Origin of the sequence: Neoaquamicrobium sediminum, assembly GCF_013240295.1 — a bacterium.
Taxonomy (GTDB): Bacteria; Pseudomonadota; Alphaproteobacteria; order Rhizobiales; family Rhizobiaceae; genus Aerobium; species Aerobium sediminum.
The window spans coordinates 651,512-668,867 of the sequence record NZ_JABETK010000003.1 but is presented as its reverse complement, the minus strand read 5'-3'; the positions used below and the strand labels follow the sequence as shown (position 1 = coordinate 668,867).

17 protein-coding genes and 4 pseudogenes are annotated in these 17,356 nt (G+C 59.2%); 14 read left to right on the top strand and 7 right to left on the bottom strand.

The window, feature by feature from the left end:
* Positions 1 to 861: 861 nt before the first annotated feature.
* Complete coding sequence (locus tag HK436_RS25925; RefSeq protein ID WP_173194515.1) at positions 862 to 1,065, bottom strand: hypothetical protein; 204 nt, start codon at positions 1,063 to 1,065, stop codon at positions 862 to 864.
* Between the two features lie 396 nt (positions 1,066 to 1,461).
* Between HK436_RS25925 and rfbA the strand changes: the two are divergent.
* From rfbA to HK436_RS25900, 6 genes and pseudogenes are all read left to right on the top strand, one after another.
* Positions 1,462 to 2,263: pseudogene (rfbA, locus tag HK436_RS25920) on the top strand (glucose-1-phosphate thymidylyltransferase RfbA); the annotation flags it as partial.
* The gene (rfbC, locus tag HK436_RS25915; protein WP_173194514.1) at positions 2,256 to 2,819 is read left to right on the top strand and encodes a dTDP-4-dehydrorhamnose 3,5-epimerase; all 564 of its coding nucleotides are present in this window, start codon (positions 2,256 to 2,258) and stop codon (positions 2,817 to 2,819) included. The pseudogene rfbA and the gene rfbC, both read left to right, overlap by 8 nt.
* Before the next feature lie 9 nt (positions 2,820 to 2,828).
* The gene (gene rfbB / locus HK436_RS25910; protein ID WP_173194513.1) at positions 2,829 to 3,899 is read left to right on the top strand and encodes a dTDP-glucose 4,6-dehydratase; all 1,071 of its coding nucleotides are present in this window, start codon (positions 2,829 to 2,831) and stop codon (positions 3,897 to 3,899) included.
* Positions 3,896 to 4,669, top strand: a pseudogene (gene rfbD / locus HK436_RS25905) (dTDP-4-dehydrorhamnose reductase); the annotation flags it as partial. The gene rfbB and the pseudogene rfbD, both read left to right, overlap by 4 nt.
* Positions 4,558 to 4,788 carry a sugar nucleotide-binding protein gene (locus HK436_RS31895; protein ID WP_244649407.1) on the top strand — a complete coding sequence of 77 codons (231 nt, stop codon included), beginning with the start codon at positions 4,558 to 4,560 and terminating at the stop codon, positions 4,786 to 4,788. The pseudogene rfbD and the gene HK436_RS31895, both read left to right, overlap by 112 nt.
* A 169-nt stretch (positions 4,789 to 4,957) precedes the next feature.
* Positions 4,958 to 5,869: a glycosyltransferase family 2 protein gene (locus HK436_RS25900; RefSeq protein WP_173194512.1), complete on the top strand. Its 912-nt coding sequence runs from the start codon at positions 4,958 to 4,960 to the stop codon at positions 5,867 to 5,869.
* Positions 5,870 to 5,984: 115 nt separating this feature from the next.
* On the opposite strand, the pseudogene HK436_RS25895 reads toward HK436_RS25900, so the two are convergent.
* A pseudogene (locus tag HK436_RS25895) lies at positions 5,985 to 6,412 on the bottom strand (Ros/MucR family transcriptional regulator).
* Between the two features lie 284 nt (positions 6,413 to 6,696).
* Positions 6,697 to 7,776, bottom strand: coding sequence for a porin (locus HK436_RS25890; protein ID WP_173193782.1), 1,080 nt, complete (start codon positions 7,774 to 7,776; stop codon positions 6,697 to 6,699).
* 288 nt (positions 7,777 to 8,064) lie between these two features.
* Here HK436_RS25890 and HK436_RS25885 point away from each other — a divergent pair, with 288 nt between their 5' ends.
* Complete coding sequence (locus tag HK436_RS25885; RefSeq protein WP_173193780.1) at positions 8,065 to 8,751, top strand: antitoxin Xre/MbcA/ParS-like domain-containing protein; 687 nt, start codon at positions 8,065 to 8,067, stop codon at positions 8,749 to 8,751.
* Positions 8,752 to 9,472: 721 nt separating this feature from the next.
* On the opposite strand, the gene HK436_RS25880 is transcribed toward HK436_RS25885, so the two are convergent.
* Complete coding sequence (locus HK436_RS25880; RefSeq protein ID WP_173194511.1) at positions 9,473 to 9,685, bottom strand: hypothetical protein; 213 nt, start codon at positions 9,683 to 9,685, stop codon at positions 9,473 to 9,475.
* Between the two features lie 360 nt (positions 9,686 to 10,045).
* Between HK436_RS25880 and HK436_RS25875 the strand changes: the two genes are divergently transcribed.
* The 7 genes and pseudogenes from HK436_RS25875 to HK436_RS32590 all read left to right on the top strand — a co-directional run bounded on the left by HK436_RS25875 (position 10,046) and on the right by HK436_RS32590 (position 15,001).
* On the top strand, positions 10,046 to 11,053 hold the full coding sequence (locus HK436_RS25875; RefSeq protein ID WP_173194510.1) for a proline racemase family protein: 1,008 nt from the start codon (positions 10,046 to 10,048) through the stop codon (positions 11,051 to 11,053).
* A gap of 51 nt (positions 11,054 to 11,104) precedes the next feature.
* The gene (locus tag HK436_RS25870; RefSeq protein WP_173194509.1) at positions 11,105 to 11,770 is read left to right on the top strand and encodes an amino acid ABC transporter permease; all 666 of its coding nucleotides are present in this window, start codon (positions 11,105 to 11,107) and stop codon (positions 11,768 to 11,770) included.
* 4 nt (positions 11,771 to 11,774) lie between these two features.
* Positions 11,775 to 12,545, top strand: a complete 771-nt coding sequence (locus HK436_RS25865) for an amino acid ABC transporter ATP-binding protein (protein ID WP_194248648.1) — start codon at positions 11,775 to 11,777, stop codon at positions 12,543 to 12,545.
* An 11-nt stretch (positions 12,546 to 12,556) separates the two neighbouring features.
* A complete protein-coding gene (locus HK436_RS25860; protein WP_173194508.1) occupies positions 12,557 to 12,739 on the top strand; it encodes a hypothetical protein in 183 nt (60 codons plus the stop codon).
* Positions 12,736 to 14,105, top strand: a pseudogene (locus tag HK436_RS25855) (amidase). Before HK436_RS25860 ends, HK436_RS25855 begins: the two are co-directional and overlap by 4 nt.
* Positions 14,106 to 14,123: 18 nt before the next feature.
* Positions 14,124 to 14,597, top strand: a complete 474-nt coding sequence (locus HK436_RS32595) for a transporter substrate-binding domain-containing protein (RefSeq protein ID WP_173194506.1) — start codon at positions 14,124 to 14,126, stop codon at positions 14,595 to 14,597.
* 47 nt (positions 14,598 to 14,644) lie between these two features.
* Positions 14,645 to 15,001, top strand: a complete 357-nt coding sequence (locus HK436_RS32590; protein ID WP_173193774.1) for a type 2 periplasmic-binding domain-containing protein — start codon at positions 14,645 to 14,647, stop codon at positions 14,999 to 15,001.
* A 7-nt stretch (positions 15,002 to 15,008) separates the two neighbouring features.
* Here HK436_RS32590 and HK436_RS25835 read toward each other — a convergent pair whose 3' ends face one another.
* The 3 genes from HK436_RS25835 to HK436_RS25825 form a co-directional block, all read right to left on the bottom strand.
* The gene (locus HK436_RS25835) at positions 15,009 to 15,932 is read right to left on the bottom strand and encodes a LysR family transcriptional regulator (RefSeq protein WP_173194505.1); all 924 of its coding nucleotides are present in this window, start codon (positions 15,930 to 15,932) and stop codon (positions 15,009 to 15,011) included.
* Positions 15,933 to 16,206: 274 nt separating this feature from the next.
* Positions 16,207 to 16,584, bottom strand: coding sequence for a type IV toxin-antitoxin system AbiEi family antitoxin domain-containing protein (locus HK436_RS25830; RefSeq protein WP_173194504.1), 378 nt, complete (start codon positions 16,582 to 16,584; stop codon positions 16,207 to 16,209).
* Complete coding sequence (locus HK436_RS25825) at positions 16,557 to 16,883, bottom strand: AbiEi antitoxin N-terminal domain-containing protein (protein WP_173194503.1); 327 nt, start codon at positions 16,881 to 16,883, stop codon at positions 16,557 to 16,559. The genes HK436_RS25830 and HK436_RS25825 overlap by 28 nt, the downstream gene beginning before the upstream one ends.
* Positions 16,884 to 17,356: the final 473 nt, after the last annotated feature.

Genomic DNA, 17,356 nt, shown 5'->3' with positions numbered 1-17,356 from the left:
CTGAGACCGATCAGCGAGGACTCGAACGACTTGAAGAGCTCGAGGATGTGTGTGACGGTGCATCAAGACAGCGTGAGCGGGCTAACGAATTGACCCCGGGCGCCATCGCCCAAGTACCGATAAACAAGGGAGGCTAGGCGGATCGTCGCTATTGTTCTATCCCTGATGGTATTGCTGGTGGTGATTAGTCTCGACCCGCCATCGCGACAAACCGCGCAGGATCGGGCGAAAGGGCGGTCCGGAAGCGGCTTTACAGATGACTATCAAGCCATTCGCCAACGGCCACTATTTTCCCGACCGGAAGCTCTCCTGCAGTCATCGAGCCGGTACCCTTCGTTGAAGAAGAAAACGAATACGTACCGCCCGAAGCGGCGCCGGCACCCGTAGCTGCGCCTAACTGGGAGCTGGTCGGCCTGGTTCGCTCGGAGCGCCTGAACCGCGCAATATTCAGAAAAGCTGGCAGCCCCATCTTCTTCGATATGCTCAAAGGAGAGACACTTCGATGGTTGGACGCTGTCTGACGTCGGCCGCTTTGAGGTATTCGCTGAAAATGGCCAGGACCAAGCTTACGGATTGGCCCCCCGATCGATAATCGAGATCAGAAAGCGAGCAAACGGTGTCAACACTAACAGTGATCATCCGATAGAACGGAGCCGGTTGGTGCTCCTGTCGTCTCCAACCCTCTTCCTCGGACTGATAACGGCGCTACTATCGGAGCCAAGTTCCGTGCAGAAACTATGAAAGAGACTGCCATGAGGCGCCTTCCTCCTTTATATTATCCGGGGTAATTGCTACTGGGTGCCGCAACATCATATGCGGGGTTCACGATCGAAGGGGTCCCCGACGCGTTGGGGTCGAAGCTCAGGAAGCCATGCGTAGCGAAATAGTCAATAAAGCATCGTCGAACGGCGGTTCGGGATCGAACGCACCGGGAGGAAATCCAAGGTAGCGGTGCCACGGTAGTTTTACCGGAGACTGCAGCAGGTTCTGTGGCGACGTCTCGAACAACGGATACGCGATCGCCCATTCCGAAGGGCGTCCATCGCGCATCACGTTCACCATCATCAAGGCGCTTCCTCGTTGCAGGGAACTGCCGGAGGAAGCGTCAATACAGCTCAAAGTGCGACGGGGCCGATCGCCTACACATCCGATACTGGTGGAGGCCGGTGGCGAAGATGAAGCCCGACGATGGAACGGATTATGGAGCGCAACTGCGAGGCGTCGCGGCAGGACCTCAATCAGAACCAAGCCCGAGGCCAGACTTTCTGGTGGAAACGCGGCGGAAATGACTTTACGGGCCAAGCAGCAGCTTGAAGCCCTTGTTCGCGCGATCTGACAGACGCAGCCCTAGAAAAGAGGTCTTTTCTAAGAACTGCGAGGCTTGCATCACATAGGTCGGGCTGATAACGACTGCCTGGGCGGTTGGGGGTGAAATCTCCAGATATTCTCTGATACTTGCGGCCGGTTTATGACAAGCCGCTGGTCTACTATCCGCTCGGCATGCTGATGATTGCCGGGATTACCGAAATTCTGGTCATCACGACGCCGCGTGACATGCCGGCGTTCAAGCAACTCCTGGCGACGGCAGCCAGTTCGGAATTTCCCTATCCTATGCGGTACAGCCTAATCCTAACGGGTTGGCCGAGGCATTCATCATCGGACGCGAATTCGTCGGGAACGACTCGGTCGCATTGATCCTTGGCGACAACATCTATTATGGCACCGGCCTTACCCGCCTTTGCCGGGCAGCACGAGAGCGCGAGACCGGCGCTACAGTATTTGCTTATCACGTGGAGGATCCCGCCCGTTACGGGGTCGTGACCTTCGACCACGGTACCGGCATGGTTCAGGACATCGAAGAAAAGCCGGCCCAGCCGAAGTCGAACTGGGCCGTCACAGGCCTCTATTTCTACGACAATGACGTTCTCGACATTGCTGCGAACGTGACGCCGTCCCCCGTGGCGAACTTGAAATCACCGACGTGAACAATGCTTATTTGGCGGCTGGAAAGCTGCACGTGATGAGGCTCGGCCGTGGCTATGCCTGGTTTGACACCGGCACCTACGATAGTCTCCACGAAGCCTCTTCGTTCGTGCGCACTTTGGAGCGCCGCCAAGGTTTCAAGGTTATGTGCCCAGAGGAAATTGCCTTCGAGCTCGGTTATCTCTCCGCCGATCAACTGTTGGCTCACGCAGACCGATTGGGCAGAAACGGTTATTCGGCTTATCTGCGTCGACGGGTAGAGGAAGGTGCAAATGCTTGACGCTCGTCCGCTCGGTCTAGACGGCGTTATGGAGTTCTGCCCGCCAAAATTTGGCGACTCCCGCGGGTTCTTCTCGGAGACCTTTAGGCGCGACTGGCTCCACAATGCGGGGCTGGAGCGTGATTTTGTTCAGGATAACCACTCCTTTTCAGCAACGCGGGGCACGCTTCGCGGTCTCCACTATCAGCTTCCGCCCAAAGCTCAAGACAAGCTGGTGCGCGTCGTGCATGGCGCGATATTTGATGTCGCGGTTGATATCCGCCGTGGGTCGGCAACATTCGGCCGTTGGGTCGGGCTGACGGTGTCAGCGCAGAAATGGAACCAAATTCTGGTACCGGCAGGTTATGCCCACGGCTTCGTCACGCTCGAACCCGATACCGAGGTGATCTACAAAGTCACCGAAACGTATTCGTCTGTTCACGACCGCTCGATCCGTTTCGACGATCCGGCGATTGGAATTCTCTGGCCTATCCACACAGTTGAAGTTGTCCTGTCAGAAAAGGACCGCAAAGCTCCATTGCTGAGAGATGCCGAGATTTTCGAGTCTAATTCCTGAGGAAAGCCGATGCGTTTTCTGGTGACCGGCGGGGCCGGGTTTATCGGATCGGCAGTCTGCCGCCAGCTCTTAATGAACGGCGCAGAGCGCGTCGTTGTTGTCGACAACCTCACCTACGCCGGCAATCTTCAATCGTTGGCCACAATCAGCAATGACCCTCGCTTCGTTTTCAGAAAGGTAGATATCTGCGACGGTGGGACTATACGCGAACTGTTGCGTAGCGATCGCATCAACGTGGTCATGCACCTCGCAGCTGAAAGCCATGTCGACCGCTCGATCGACGGGCCTGCGAAATTCATCGAGACCAATGTGGTCGGCACTTTCCATTTGTTGGAGGCGGCGCTCGCACACTGGCGCGAACTTGCTCCCGCGTTGCGGGAAACGTTCCGATTTCATCACGTTTCCACCGACGAGGTGTTCGGGGATCTGGACTTCGACGACAGTCTGTTTACCGAGGAGACGCCCTACGCACCCTCATCGCCGTATTCAGCCTCCAAGGCGGCTTCCGACCATTTCGTACGCGCTTGGCACAAAACCTACGGTCTGCCGATTGTATTGTCGAATTGCTCCAACAACTACGGACCATACCATTTTCCGGAAAAGCTGATCCCGCTTGTGATCCTGAATGCTCTCGGCGAGCGCCCCCTGCCGATCTATGGCGCCGGCCAGAATGTCCGAGACTGGCTCTTTGTTGAAGATCACGCCAGAGCGCTCGAACTGGTGGCCACGAAAGGAACGCCGGGCGAAAGCTACAATATCGGTGGTCGGTCTGAACGCACCAATCTCTCCGTTGTCGAAAGCGTTTGCGACATCCTCGATGCAAGATCCCCTCGTGCGGGCGGTGCAAGTTATCGCGACCTGATCACCTTCGTCACCGACCGGCCAGGACACGACCGACGCTATGCGATCGATGCATCCAAAGTTGAACGGGAGCTCGGCTGGGTGCCTCTTGAGAGTTTCGAGACTGGTCTCGCAAAGACCGTTGAATGGTTTCTAGACAATAAGTGGTGGTGGGGACCGATCCGCAAAGAGAAATATGACGGCAATCGTCTGGGAGAAGCAGGAAAGACAGCACGGTGAGGTTGGTTGTGACAGGGCAGGAAGGGCAGGTTGCGAAGTCCCTGGTCGAACGAGCCTCCCACCATCGCGATATCGAGGCGGTCGCAATTGGGCGTCCCGTTCTTGATCTCCAGAAACCGGAGACAGTGCTGCCAGCGCTGGCATCAGCCAAGCCCGATATCGTCATTTCTGCCGCCGCCTACACCGCCGTTGATCGGGCCGAGGCTGAGCCTGGACTTGCGTACGCGATCAATGAGGCTGGCGCCGGCCAGGTCGCAGCAGCTGCGGCTGAACTTGGCGTTCCGATTGTCCATCTTTCCACCGACTACGTTTTCGACGGCCAGTGCGATCATCCTTACCTGGAGACCCACCTCCCCGACCCCACGGGCGCCTACGGCGCGTCCAAGCTGGCAGGTGAAATGGCCGTCGCGCAGGCCAACCCGTGCCATTTCATTATACGCACTGCCTGGGTCTACAGCCCGTTCGGCAACAACTTTCTCAAAACCATGCTTCGCCTTGCCAGTGATCGATCAGAGATCGCAGTTGTGAGCGACCAATGGGGCAATCCAACCTCTGCGCTCGACATAGCTGATGCGCTGCTCAATGCTGCTCCGCAAATGAAGAACGGCAGCAGCGAGGCCTGCGGCATCTACCATTTGGCGGGGCGAGGAGATACAAGCTGGAGTGGCTTCGCGCGACACATATTCTCCGCCAGCAGCGCGCTTGGGGGCCATCGGCACACGTCAGAGACATCGCCAGTGCTGACTACCCAACAGCCGCGACTCGACCGCTCAATTCGCGCCTTTCGTCCGCGAAATTCGCGCAGACGTTCGGCTGGACCGCGCCAGATTGGCGCCATTCGACGGACTTGGTTGTCAGGCGACTACTGAAAGACAGTAACCAATGTTGATAACGCTCCACGCAACCATGCCATCCGCTCAGACTTATTGCAGCCCATTGGTTGCGCGAATCGTGGTCTAGCCCATCGACAAAGCCGCTTTGTCATGCCTTACCCGCCGTTAGAGACGTCGACAGACAACTCGGGTTCGTCGCACCCGACCAGCACCACGCGTCAACGGGTGGCCGTGCTGATGGCCGTTTACAATGGTGCGCTATATCTGGCAGAGCAAATCGAAACACTCGCGCGGCAGGATGTCGAGCATATCGATTTGTGGTTTGCCGACGATGGCTCTACTGACGAGACTGGCGCTATCGTCGAACGAACGAGAGCCACATGGAAAAAGGGCGAAGTGCACATCCTGCCTGGTCCGCAGAAAGGATTTGCCGAAAACTTCCGCCACCTTCTCGTTCATCCTGCAATCAGCGCCGATTATGTTGCACTTTGCGACCAAGATGATCTGTGGGACGAGGATAAGCTGTCTACGGCGATCGCGCGGCTCGACGTAGAGGCGAGCGCCACACCCGCACTGCACTGTTCGCGTACGCGGATAGTCGCTGCCGATGGGACGCCAATTGGTTACTCGCAACGCTTCGACCGCCCACCGAGCTTTCAAAACGCTATTGCGCAGAATATTGCGGGCGGAAACACGATGGTGATGAACCGGGCAGCGCACGATTTGATCCGACGCTTGTCGCAGGCTGTGGCCCTCGTCAGTCACGATTGGTGGTGCTATCTGCTTGTTGCAGGTTCGGGAGGCAAGGTGTTCTACTCACCCGATCCGAAGACATCCTATCGGCAGCACGCCCAAAACTTGGTTGGGGAGAATGTCTCCCTTCGTGCACGGTTTTCGAGATTGTATCACGCCGGCAAAGGGCGCTACAGAGCGTGGAACGCGACCAATTTGTCAGCACTCGAGACGTGCCGCGAGCATCTGACAGAGGAGTCGAGGCGAACCCTCGATCTATATGCTCAAGCAAGGGACCGAGGCGTTTTCGGTCGTTTTATCGCCCTCAGAGAATCGGGCGTATATCGCCAGACGTTGTCGGGCCAGATCGCCTTGTATGTCGCCTGCTTGCTTAAACGAATGTGAGCGGCAAATATTGTTCCCGAAGGGCCTAGCGCTCGCCCGCCCGACTATTCGGCCATCACTGAACGAGACACTAAGTTCCGCTCGACTGCAGTCCTCAGCCCTTAGTCACTTAGTTTCAGGGCCGCAGCTTTCTGAAACCGAGCCTCTTATGCCCCAGCCTCCTCGATCGTGAAAATTCGGACCGCTCGGCAGCGTAGTTAGGCGATATCATCGGGTAATCGAACGGCAGATCCCACTTCCGCCGATACTCTTCGGGCGTGAGTCCGTGGATTTCGTTCAAATGCCGTTTGAGGGTCTTGAATTTTTTGCCGTCTTCCAAGCAAACAAGATGGTCATCGTGGACTGAATTCCTTATCGGCACCGCTGGCTTCCGAGAGTCTAGTTCCTGCTTCCGGCCGCGGCGCGCAGCCTGGAGAGTGACGCGTGGACTGCCAGAATAAGCGCAGCGAGCTCGTTCGCTGGCACTGGGCTGCTGGAGACGTAGGCTGATACGATTCGGGCAGTCAGGGATGTTAGTTGCTCACGGCCATTCTGCTCGTTCATAGGCATCTTCTTTTCCATTGGCTTTGAGCTGTCCGGCACGCGGGAGCAAGTATCTTTGCGGCACCGTCGTCATGCTGGCATGAAACAGAAGATGTGCTGACCAGATTGCCGCGGCTGGCACAGAGCAGGTCTGCACGACGCAGCTGCCAGCTGCGCCTAGGCAGCAGCTATGCGCGCCGGGCAGGCTGCGACCGATCATGAATTCAACGATTCTTACAGCGTTCCAGCAACAAAAAACCCGGCAGTTGCCTGCCGGGTCTTTCTCAAATCAACTCGTAAGCTGATTAGAAGGTGCGGTCGAAGCGGATAGCGGTGCGCCAGCTGTCGACGTCGCCACCAATGGTGTCGGTCGTGGTGTACTGGACTTCCGGACGGATGCGGAGACCCGAAATCGGACGCCAGTCGAGACCACCGGTGATCTGCCAGGTGTCGTTGGCAGCGTTGTACTCGTCGTCGAAGTACTGGACAGCAGCAGCGATCGCCAGGGTCTGGCTCACGTTGGCCTTGGCGTATGCCAGGACCGAGAACTCAGAGCCGTTAGTGGACGAACGACCGATGGTGTAGATCGACGGGCCGCTTGCGTAGAAGAGGTGCGCACCGACGTCGAACATGCCGAACTTGGCATTGCCGACGAGCTTCGCGCCCCACTCTTCAGTGACCGTGTCGTAGCCGACCATGGCGCCGATGTCGCCCCAGCCCTGCGTCAGCTTCACGCCGCCTTCGACAGCCGGCTCGAACAGACCGGTTTCGCGCTCAACCACGGCAACGATGGCCGAGAAGCCATTGGCGCCGTTGTACTGGTAGGAGAGCTCACCGCCGTTGTTGAAGCCGTAGGAGCCATCGTAGGGACCGAAGGGCGAACCGTAGCCGAGGAAGCGAGCGTACGGGGTGTCGCTCTTACCAAGGCGGATGGTGCCGTTGGCCTGCTGCAGCTCGATGAAGCCCTGGTTCAGGTAGACGTCGTCATAAGCGCCAGTGCCAACGCCAGCTGCGGTCCAGCCGTAGGAACCCCAGTTGAAGCGGGCTTCAGCGTACGAACGCAGCGTGCCCCACTCGGTCTCGTTGCGCGCATCAACGTTGAGCTGGAAACGAGCATACTTCCAGAAGCGATAGTCCTCAACCAGACCCGTATCCGGGTCAAGCCAGTCGGCATCGCTGTAGTGCATCTCGTAGCGCATGTAGCCACCGATGCGCAGGCAGGTCTCGGTGCCCGGGATGTAGAAGAAACCAGCGCCGTACACGTCGCAGATGCGAACGTATTCCATCGGCTCCGGCTCGGCGATGACGATCGCATCAGCTGCGCGAGCGCCGGTTGCAGCGACAGCAGCCACTGCGGAGCCGAGAAGAAGGCTCTTGATGTTCATTTTCTGACCTCCAGTCAAAAGTTAAAAAGCGGGTCTGGGTATTTTTTGCTGAAGGACAGCGTTCCCTGCCCCATCCCCAATTCTCGAAAAAAGACGCGACTTCACGCCCCTTCTTCGATCGTCACCATACGCATCAGATCGAGTCGTTCAATCGCGCAATGTCCTATTGCCACCGTTGACCTGCTCGGATTGTGGCGAGTGTGGCCAAAACGCCACAAGTATGGTTAGGCTGGTAATCCTTTGGTAAGGAATTCAGCAGGTTTGGACCGATTGGAGGCTCATTGCAGAATGGCAGACGCACGGAAATTCTCGCGGGCACGGCACGAGATAAAATTGAATCGCCGCGAAGCGGTGGAGCGGTCGCTGCAGCAGACCATCTACACGCAGCTTCGAGAAGAGGACCCCACCGCCCTCCCCGGCGCCGTCGAAATGATCTCGGAGCTCGCGGCGGTCGTCGCATCCCAATTGATGGCACAGACCCAGGCGACGCAGCGCGCGTTGAGGAGCCTTAAGGATGAAGTGAGTGAGTATGGTGCAGAAATTGTGGTGCAGGTGGTTAAAGAAGCTCACAAGGACGTGCGCGATCGTATTCGGGCCACGAAAGCGGCATCACCGGCTGTTGTTGACGAGATGGTCCTCGCCGACGACTGGGCCGGTCCAGTAGCCGGGCCAACGCTACTCGAGAGACATTTCGGGATTCCTCGTTCAACCCTCTATCGATGGCAGAAGCGTAATGAGGTCGTGTGGCTCAATACGAGGAGTAGCAAGAAGCCGGTGTTTCCGCTTAAGCAGTTCGTCGATGGGCGTCCGGCAATCGGGATCGCAGAGATTGTGCAAGCCTTCGACGATCCCCGCGCAGCTTGGAAATGGCTCACGTCAGGAAGTCTAGCTAATAAGGACGGTGCGCCGTTGGAGGAACTGTTGAATGGTGATGCGGCCTCTGTGATCGCTGTGGCGCAACAGCAGGCCCCTTAGAAATTCCTTCGCCGCATGGTTCCCTCCGGCAACAAGATGCGATCCGCAGGTAATGCAATACGCAGGTTGATGTCGCCGGATCCGGAAAACCACCTGGGGGAGGTGCACTCGGGTACGAGTGACGTTCGGGATCTGAGATGCGCGCATAAATTCGTTGCCGGTGGCAAGAAAGCTGCGCCTGCAAGTCGGATGCATCGCTGCATCGATTGGCAGATACCAAGCGCTCTCATAGACCCGGCACTACTCGACGGCACGCCTATCAGAGAGCGAAGACTAGGATAGACGTGCCGTCGACAGTGATGCCGTACTCAATACATGCGCGGCAGAATCAGAATGCCGGATGATTGTTAACGGAATATTGCCGGATTAAACGGGATTACTTCTGCCGGCTCGCGCCGGTATTCCTCAAGCGCGACCGCTTCAATGAGCAGATCGATTGCAATACGCGCTTCCTTTTGCTTGTCTCATCAAGCCCGCAGAGATGATCAAGCGCGCGTTCAAGATGCGCACGGGCGGCTGAAAAATTGCTCGGTTTCATAGTCCCTCGCTGTATCGCCCAAGCTGGAGTGTTACGGCAGCGATTAAACCGAAGGCAAATATCCCCAACCCAATTTTAACAAAATGCCATAGACCACAATGCCCAGCGCAATCGTTACGACACGCCTAAGTGCCTGCTTCCGGCGGGTTCGTTCACCGGTTCAGTCGTAAAGGGACTCGTGGCTCATTCTGGTGGTTCAGGAGTGTCCCCGGCCTTCGTCGTTTCGGCGGCCAGATACATCGTTGCAATAGCCACCTGTTGACGATCCCAACCCGCGGCAACCGCAAGTTCGATCATCTTCGCAAAAGAGGGCCTAATTGCACCTCGACATTCCGCCGCATAGTCGGCGTCAGTCAGTGCCTTCGTTGGCCCAATGATGCGCACGCGCTTTGCCATTCATCCTCCGAAGAACGGCATGGGGAGCGTAGAATGATGGCTTGTGCACCTAACCAGGTCAACCCTGCCGGGACTGGCGCCACCTATTCCACCAAGGCGGCGGTGCGCATATTGTCTATAGGACGATGGCGGCTCGATTTCCATCCAGATGCGATAGCGTCTCGCGGTGGTTATGGTAGCGCTCTTGCGACGCCCCGCGTAATCTCCGTCCATCCATGCGCTGGACGCATGATGTCATCTCGAATCGCCATTTTCCCGAATACCCAACGGCCGGTAGTCTCATCACCAAGGACATATGACGAGCCACGTAGTCGACGATGACCTCGTAAGGCTTGCTGGGGATTTGGAGTTATTTTTCTTATGTTTGCACGAAATATCGTTACCTGCGTCGACCACCATCATGGCCAGGCGTCGCGAACGATTCTCTCCGGCTACCCCGCCATTCGCGGCACGACGATGCGCGAAAAGGCAGACTATTACATTCGAAACATGTCCTGGCTGCATGAATCGATGCTGCGTGAACCGCGCGGCCATCGCAACATGCTGGGCGCCGTGCTCACCGATCCCGTCAGCGACGATGCCGCCTACGGCGTTATCTTCCTGCATCCGTCGGGCATGTTTGACGGGTGCGGCGACAGCACGTTCGCCACCGCCGCAGCCTTGATCGAACTGGGCATGGTTCCCGCAACCGAGCCGGCAACACGGTTTTCGCTCGATACGGTCCTGGGGCCGCTCGAGATCGAAGCCGACGTCAAGGACGGCATTGTTCGCGAAGTTCGTTTCCGCAACGTGCCATCCTACCATGTCGGCGACTTCGAGGTCGCGCTGCCCGACGGCCGCACCATCGGCATCGAGACGGCATTCGGCGGGCTGTTCTACGGCTTCATCGACGCCGCATCGGCCGGCATCGAGCTTTCCCAGAAGGCCGAGCGGGAGATCGTCAGCACCGCGCAGGCGCTGTGGGAAGCGATCGGCGAAACCACCGCTCTGGCAGACCCCGCCACCGGCAAGTCGGTGCCTGTGGACCTGTTCACTTTCGTGCAGCGGCAGGAGGCCGATCGCGGCAGTAACTATCTGGCCGCAAACGTCTATCGGCCCGGCCGGATGGGCCGCACGCCGTCCGGCACCGGCAGCAGCGCCCATCTGGCGCTCCGCGTCGCCAAGGGCATTCACGACCCGGACGAGCCTTTCGTGCAGCACAGCCTGCTGGGCACACACTTCACCGGCACGGCCACACGCTCGAAGCTGCCAAACGGTCATGCCTGCGTCGTCCCGAGCATCGGCACCAAATCCTTCATGATGGGCATGAACCAGTTCGTGATCGATCCGGCGGACCCCTTCGCCCACGGTTTCATCGTCGAGTCCTGACGCCGACGCCAGGCCGGCGACACATGCCTCCAATCCGATGAAGGTTTGTCCATGACGTATGCTTGGGACTTCAACGTCATCTACACCTATCGCGAGGTGCTCCTCGTCGGTCTCGGCAACACTTTGCTTTACACGTTTGCTTGTATCGTCGGCGGCCTGCTCGTCGGTTTGCTGGCGGCATTCGGCAGGCTGTCGCCGTTGACGATCGTGCGGTGGCCAACGCAGCTTGTGGTCGAAATCTTCCGCTGCACGCCGCTGCTCGTCATCCTCATATGGTTCTACTATGCCCTGCCCGCCTTGTTGGGCGTCCAGATATCGGCGCTCACCGCAGGCCTGCTCGCACTCTCCCTTTATGGCGGCTCTTTCTACGGCGAGATTATCCGCGCCGGCATTATCTCGATCGACATCGGCCAGCGCGAAGCCGCCCAGGCGCTGGGCATGCGGCGCGGCGACGCCATGCGTCGGATCATCTTGCCTCAGGCTCTGCGCCGCATGGTGCCGCCCCTGATGAACCAGTCCATCCTGCAATTGAAGAACACATCGCTGGTTTCGGTGCTGGCGCTGCCTGATCTGATCTACCAGGGACAGCTCGTAACGCATGAGACCTACCGGCCGCTGGAAGTCTACACCACGGTGGCGGTCGTCTATTTCGCGATCCTTTTCCCCGCGACGCTGCTGGTGCAGCGCCTCGAGCGTCGTTTCGACACGAAAGCCTGAACCCATGTCGAAGACCCCCGGCGATCCCATCATTGAAATCTGCGGCCTCAGCAAGGCCTTCGGCTCGCTGCAGGTGCTACGCGACATCAACCTGTCCATCCCGCGCGGCGATGTCGTGGCGTTGATCGGCCCGTCCGGCTCCGGCAAGTCGACCCTGTTGCGCTGTCTAAACCTGCTGGTGGTGCCGGACGGCGGAAGCGTTTCGGTCAATGGGCGCAGCTTCACCTTCGGCACCGGGCAGAGGCTACCTGGTGACCGCTCGCTTTCGCAATTTCGCGCCCGCACCGGCATGGTGTTTCAGCATTTCAATCTGTTCCCGCACATGACGGTAATCGAGAACGTCATGGAGGGGCCACTGACCGTGCTCCGGCGACCGCGGGACGAGACACGGGCAAATGCCATCGCATTGCTGGAAAAAGTAGGTCTCTCGGACAAGGCGGATTCGCCGCCTTCGCGTCTTTCCGGCGGCCAGAAGCAGCGCGTGGCGATCGCTCGAGCGCTCGCCATGAAACCCGATGTGATGCTGTTCGACGAAGTAACCTCCGCGCTTGATCCGGAACTGGTGGGCGAGGTGCTTTCCGTCATGCGCGAACTTGCCAGGGAGGGCATGACCATGATCATCGTCACCCACGAGATCGCGTTTGCCCGCGACGTCGGCGACCGGGTGGTCTTCATGCGCGACGGCGTCATCGTCGAGGACGGGACGCCCGAACAGGTTATCAGCAAACCGGCCAATGCCTCCACCAAGGCATTCCTGTCCCACTTTCACCGATAGGCGCGCGAACCATGGCCTCCGACGTTCCGGGCGCTGATCCCGCCATTCTCGAGCTGCTCGATACGGTACTGCCTGACGAAGCGTCTGAAACGGAGCGAGCCGATTTCGCCAGAGGATTGACGCTGCTCGCCGAATTGCTGGGCGAGATTGAGACAGGTGCTGGCGCCACCGGCCCGCTGGGGGAGCAGCGATGAAGCTCCGGGCTGAGCAGGACGCGCGCTCCTACAGCGAGAGTGCTGCCGCAGCACTCGCCGCAAATACGACAACAGTCGTTGAGCTGGTCGAGGATCATCTGGCGCATATCGCCCGCCACGACGGCACGGTATCGGCGTTCATCCACGTTATGGCTGACGAAGCCGGGCAGCAGGCTGCGATGCTTGATGCCCTCGATCCTGACAGTCGCGGCCCCCTGCACGGCATGATCCTATCGGTCAAGGACATCATCGATGTCGCCGGCACGTCAACGACCTGTGGATCGCATAGCCGCCTCGACAGGCCGGCAGAATGTGATGCGCTTCTGGTCGAGCGCCTGCGCAAAGCGGGGGCCGTCATTATCGGCAAGGCCAACTGCCATGAATTCGCCTTTGGTGGCCCGGCATTCGACCTGCCCTTTCCGCCTGCGCGCAATCCGTGGGACAGCGATCTGTTTCCCGGCGGCTCTTCCAGCGGCTCGGGCGTATCCGTAGCCGCGGGGTTCTGTCATGCCTCGATCGGCTCGGACACGGCAGGCTCAATCCGGCTGCCAAGCAGCCATTGCGGCATCGTCGGCCTGAAATGCAGCAGGGACAGCGTGCCACTCGACGGTGTCACGCCCTTGAGCCCGTCGCTGGATTCCGTCGGCCCCATGGCACGCTCGGTGGCGGATTGCGCGGCGATCTACGAAGTGATGGCCAGCAAAGAAGCCACTTCGACAAACGCAGACAGCCCCCTGTGCTTGCCGTGCCCGAAAAAGCATGGATGGCTCGCCTCGAGTGTGAGCCGGATGTCGTTGCGGCATATCAGAAAGCCTGCGACGCCTTCCGGGCTGGCGGCTTCGAACTCCGCACGGTATCGATGCCGCCTCTCCCGGCGATCCACGCAGCCAGCGCCGTGGTTATGATGCGCGAGGTCGCCGATCTCTACGCAGACGAGGTTCGAGGGCACTACTCACGCTTCGGCGAGATGTTCCGCAACCGCGTTCTTCTCGGTGAGAAGATCACCGACCGACATTATCGGATGGCGCTTGCGCAATGCGAGGACTTCGCAGGCCAGCTCGAGGCGACTCTGTCCGGGACCGGCGGGATGCTGTTGCCCGCCTATCCTGTCGGCCCTGCTCCGCTGGCGGCTGTCGACAAGTTCTACTTCCTTGCCAGACCCAATCTCAACGCAATCGCCAACTGTGCCGGCATGCCGACTTTGTCGCTGCCGGTGCTGCGCGACGCCGCACGCCGTCCGCTGGGCGTCCAGCTCATGGCAGCGCGTGGAACCGAGTCCGGCCTGCTGACGGTCGGCGAACGCCTCGAACGGCTTCTCGCCTACCCTCATCAGATTCCGTTCGCAGAAGGCCGTAACGGCCATTAAGAAGAAAGGGGAATGAAAATGAGCAAAGACAGTTTCGACCATCACGTCTCGCGCCGGCGGCTCGTGCAACTTGCCGCAGCGGGTTCGCTGGCCGCCACCACACTAGGCGCCAGCGGCGGTTCTGCCGCAGCCCAGGATGCCTCTGCCGGCTCCACGCTTGCCCGCATCCGCGCCGCCGGCAAAATGCGTGTCGCCGCGTTGGTGGGCGAGCCACCCTACTTCGCCAAGAGCGCGCTGACCGGGGAATGGGCCGGGGCATGCGTGGACATGGCCAACGACATCGCCAAGCTGCTCGAGGTCGAAATCGAGTTCGTGGATTCGACCTACGGCAATTCGGTTATCCAGTTACAGACCGACAAAGTCGATATAGCTATGTCGCTGACGCCCACGCCCGTCCGCTCACTGTCGATCAACTTCTCCAAGTCGTATTTCCTGCATGGATACGGGCTGGTCGCGCCGGATCGCTCAAGGTCTCGACCTGGGCGGAGCTGAACAATCCCGATATTCGCGTTGCCGTCGACCTTGGCTCGACGCAGGAAATGGCCGCAAGACGCTTCGCGCCAAAGGCCAATATTACCGCTTTCGCGACGAGAGACGAGGTTATGCTGGCCCTGCAAACGGGGCGCGTGGACTGCGCCGTCTTCGCCGCTCTGCTTGGCATGACCGCCGTGAAAAAGAACCCTGCCATCGGCAAGTTCTCGATGCTGACAGAGCCAGTCATTGGCCTGCCGGCATGTCTGGCGATCCCCAAGGAAGACAATCAGGACTGGAAGACGTTCCTCGACGTTTGGGTGGAATACAACCGCGGCATCGGACAGGTGACCGAATGGCTCACCAACGGCATGAAACTCGCTGGCGTCGAACCCGACGATATCCCCTCCGACGTGAAGCTTTGAAGCTTCGCTAGAGGGTCTTCCACTGGGTCTCGAGAGAGATCTGCGTGGTAATCCACGTATAGAAGCTTTCAGTCACATGGTTCTGCGGTTCGTGTTCGGGAACCACGAGATGATAGCTGGCCTGGGTGGGAAGCTGGTGATCCGAAAGGATGACCAGCTCTCCGCCGGCCAATTCGTCTTCCAGAAGGTATTTTGGTGCAAGCGCCACGCCAAGGCCTGCGACAGCCGCGCTGATAAGTGACGAGATGTGCTCCAAACGATGACCCAGGCCGGCGGGTTCGGCATCCAGGACATGCTCGAACCAGAGTGTCCAGTCGCGCGCCCGCGTTGACAGATGCAGCAACGGCGCGCGCGCAATCACCTCAGCCCCGGACAGGCCCGCAAGATCCGGCTGGCGCAACAGCACGGGACTCGCCACAGGTACAACCACCTCGTTGAACAGGTATCGGCACGTCGCCTTCGGCCAGATCGGCGTTCCATAATGGATCGCCGCATCCAGCGCATGCTCGGCTAAGTCGAACGGACCATCTCGGGTCGCGAGGTTGAGCGAGATGCCCGGATGCAACGCCAGGAAACTCGATAGGCGCGGTATCAGCCAGCGAGAGCCGAAGGTCGGCAATACGGCGATGCTGAAAATCGACGTCGCGTTGGCCGCCGTCACCGTCTGAATCACCAGTTCCTCGGCCTGTTGAAGCAATCGCAATGCCTGCGGCCGGAATTTGCGACCCGCAGCCGAAAGCTCGATGCGCCGGCGCACGCGGTTGAACAGGACGACCCCGAGCTGGCTTTCCAGCTCCTGGATTTGCCGGCTAACCGCACTTTGCGTGAGATTGAGCTCCTGTGCGGCGAGCGTCACGCTCTGGTGGCGCGCCGCGCACTCGAACGCCTGCACCCTCTCAATGCTGGGCAGCATGCGCCTGCTGAATTTCATCGTAGGTCCGTCTCGGAAGTCGATCGCATTGCATCGACAAAGCGGCTTGCAGCCCGGGTTTGCAACCCGGTAATCGCTGTTTTGCGGTGCGGAGGTAATGGCGAAGCTGCGCGTCGATTCCCCGCCAGCCTAAGGCTTGCCGTCTGACGGCAAGTGTCGCGGTGAAAAAGATTGATGGCCGTGCCGCCCTTCACGGTGAAATCCCCACCCCGAAAAATGAGCGATGCGGAATTGGGCAGAAGGGGCACGGTCTGGAAACGGCGTTTATCCACGGTCAGGTCCTGATCGTGGCGGTTGCGTGGCGCCGGACATAGGGCGCGGCCGATCCGGTGATCCGGGTCATGTCGAGATCTTCCATGATGGGGTGGGATGCCTGTTTGGCAAGGTTCAGGAAAAGCCGCACCGCCTTGATGTTGCGACAGCTTTCCAGAAGCGGTTGCATCAGCGTCGCGCGCAGGCCGAACAGGATTTCGACGAGGTGGGTGGCCTCTTCCAACGTTTGATGTTGCGGGACTCCCCACAACATTTCCAGGACGGCGCGTTCGGGTTCGGCAACCCGCAGACTCGCCATGTAACGCCACGGCGCAACGCCCTGGGCACCATCGTCAAAAAGGCGTCGCTTTCTTACTGTGAGCGGAAATTGCGACTGCATCCATTCAGGCAATCGAAACGGGCCTTGTGCAAAAGCTCGGTAGCGGCGCGATGAGCGAGATTATGGTGGTAGCCATGCCAGGCGAGCGCTGTCTTGCCTCCGATATGGAAAGTGCCCGAAAGGGCCGCCAGGGAAAGGAGTAGTTCCGGTTTATCGCTGCTGGCGCGCAGGAACCAGCCGTGCCCGAGCCTGATGAGCCAACCCGCCTGAACGTAATGATAGGCCAACTGCGGTGACACGCCCTGTTCGGCAAGCCAAGCTGATGTCAGCGGCTGGCCGGGCGCGGCATGTGTCAGCACATGTCTCAGGAGTCCGTACTTTTCTAAAGTCATGCTATATATTTTAGCTTAGGTGATGCGCCGTCAAGATTTGCACTTTCAGAAAAGTCGGATGTGTGAAGTGGGTTTTGGGTGCCAATGCAGCAAGCCTGTGGAGTTGCCATTTCTCTACCAGCTGCCGGCGCCGTTCGCAGGCGTCGACATGACCGCCGAGACTTCGGCGTGGCAATGCACGATCACTCGACATGCACTCGGGTTCGACCGGGCTTCAGGCCCGTGACGCCAGTGCCCGCCATGCGGGCTTGACGGCACTGGACATGTCCGTGGTCTTTTCCACGAATGTTACATTGGGGGCGGTGCCATTGACCGGTAGCAAGACAGAGCCGCGAGTGTGCCCGGGTGCTATCAATCGGCCATTTCCGTCACATCACAAAGCAGCTCGTTAGTTGCCTTTTCGTAGGATGCCGGCCGAACGGCGTCAAATGATGTGAGCC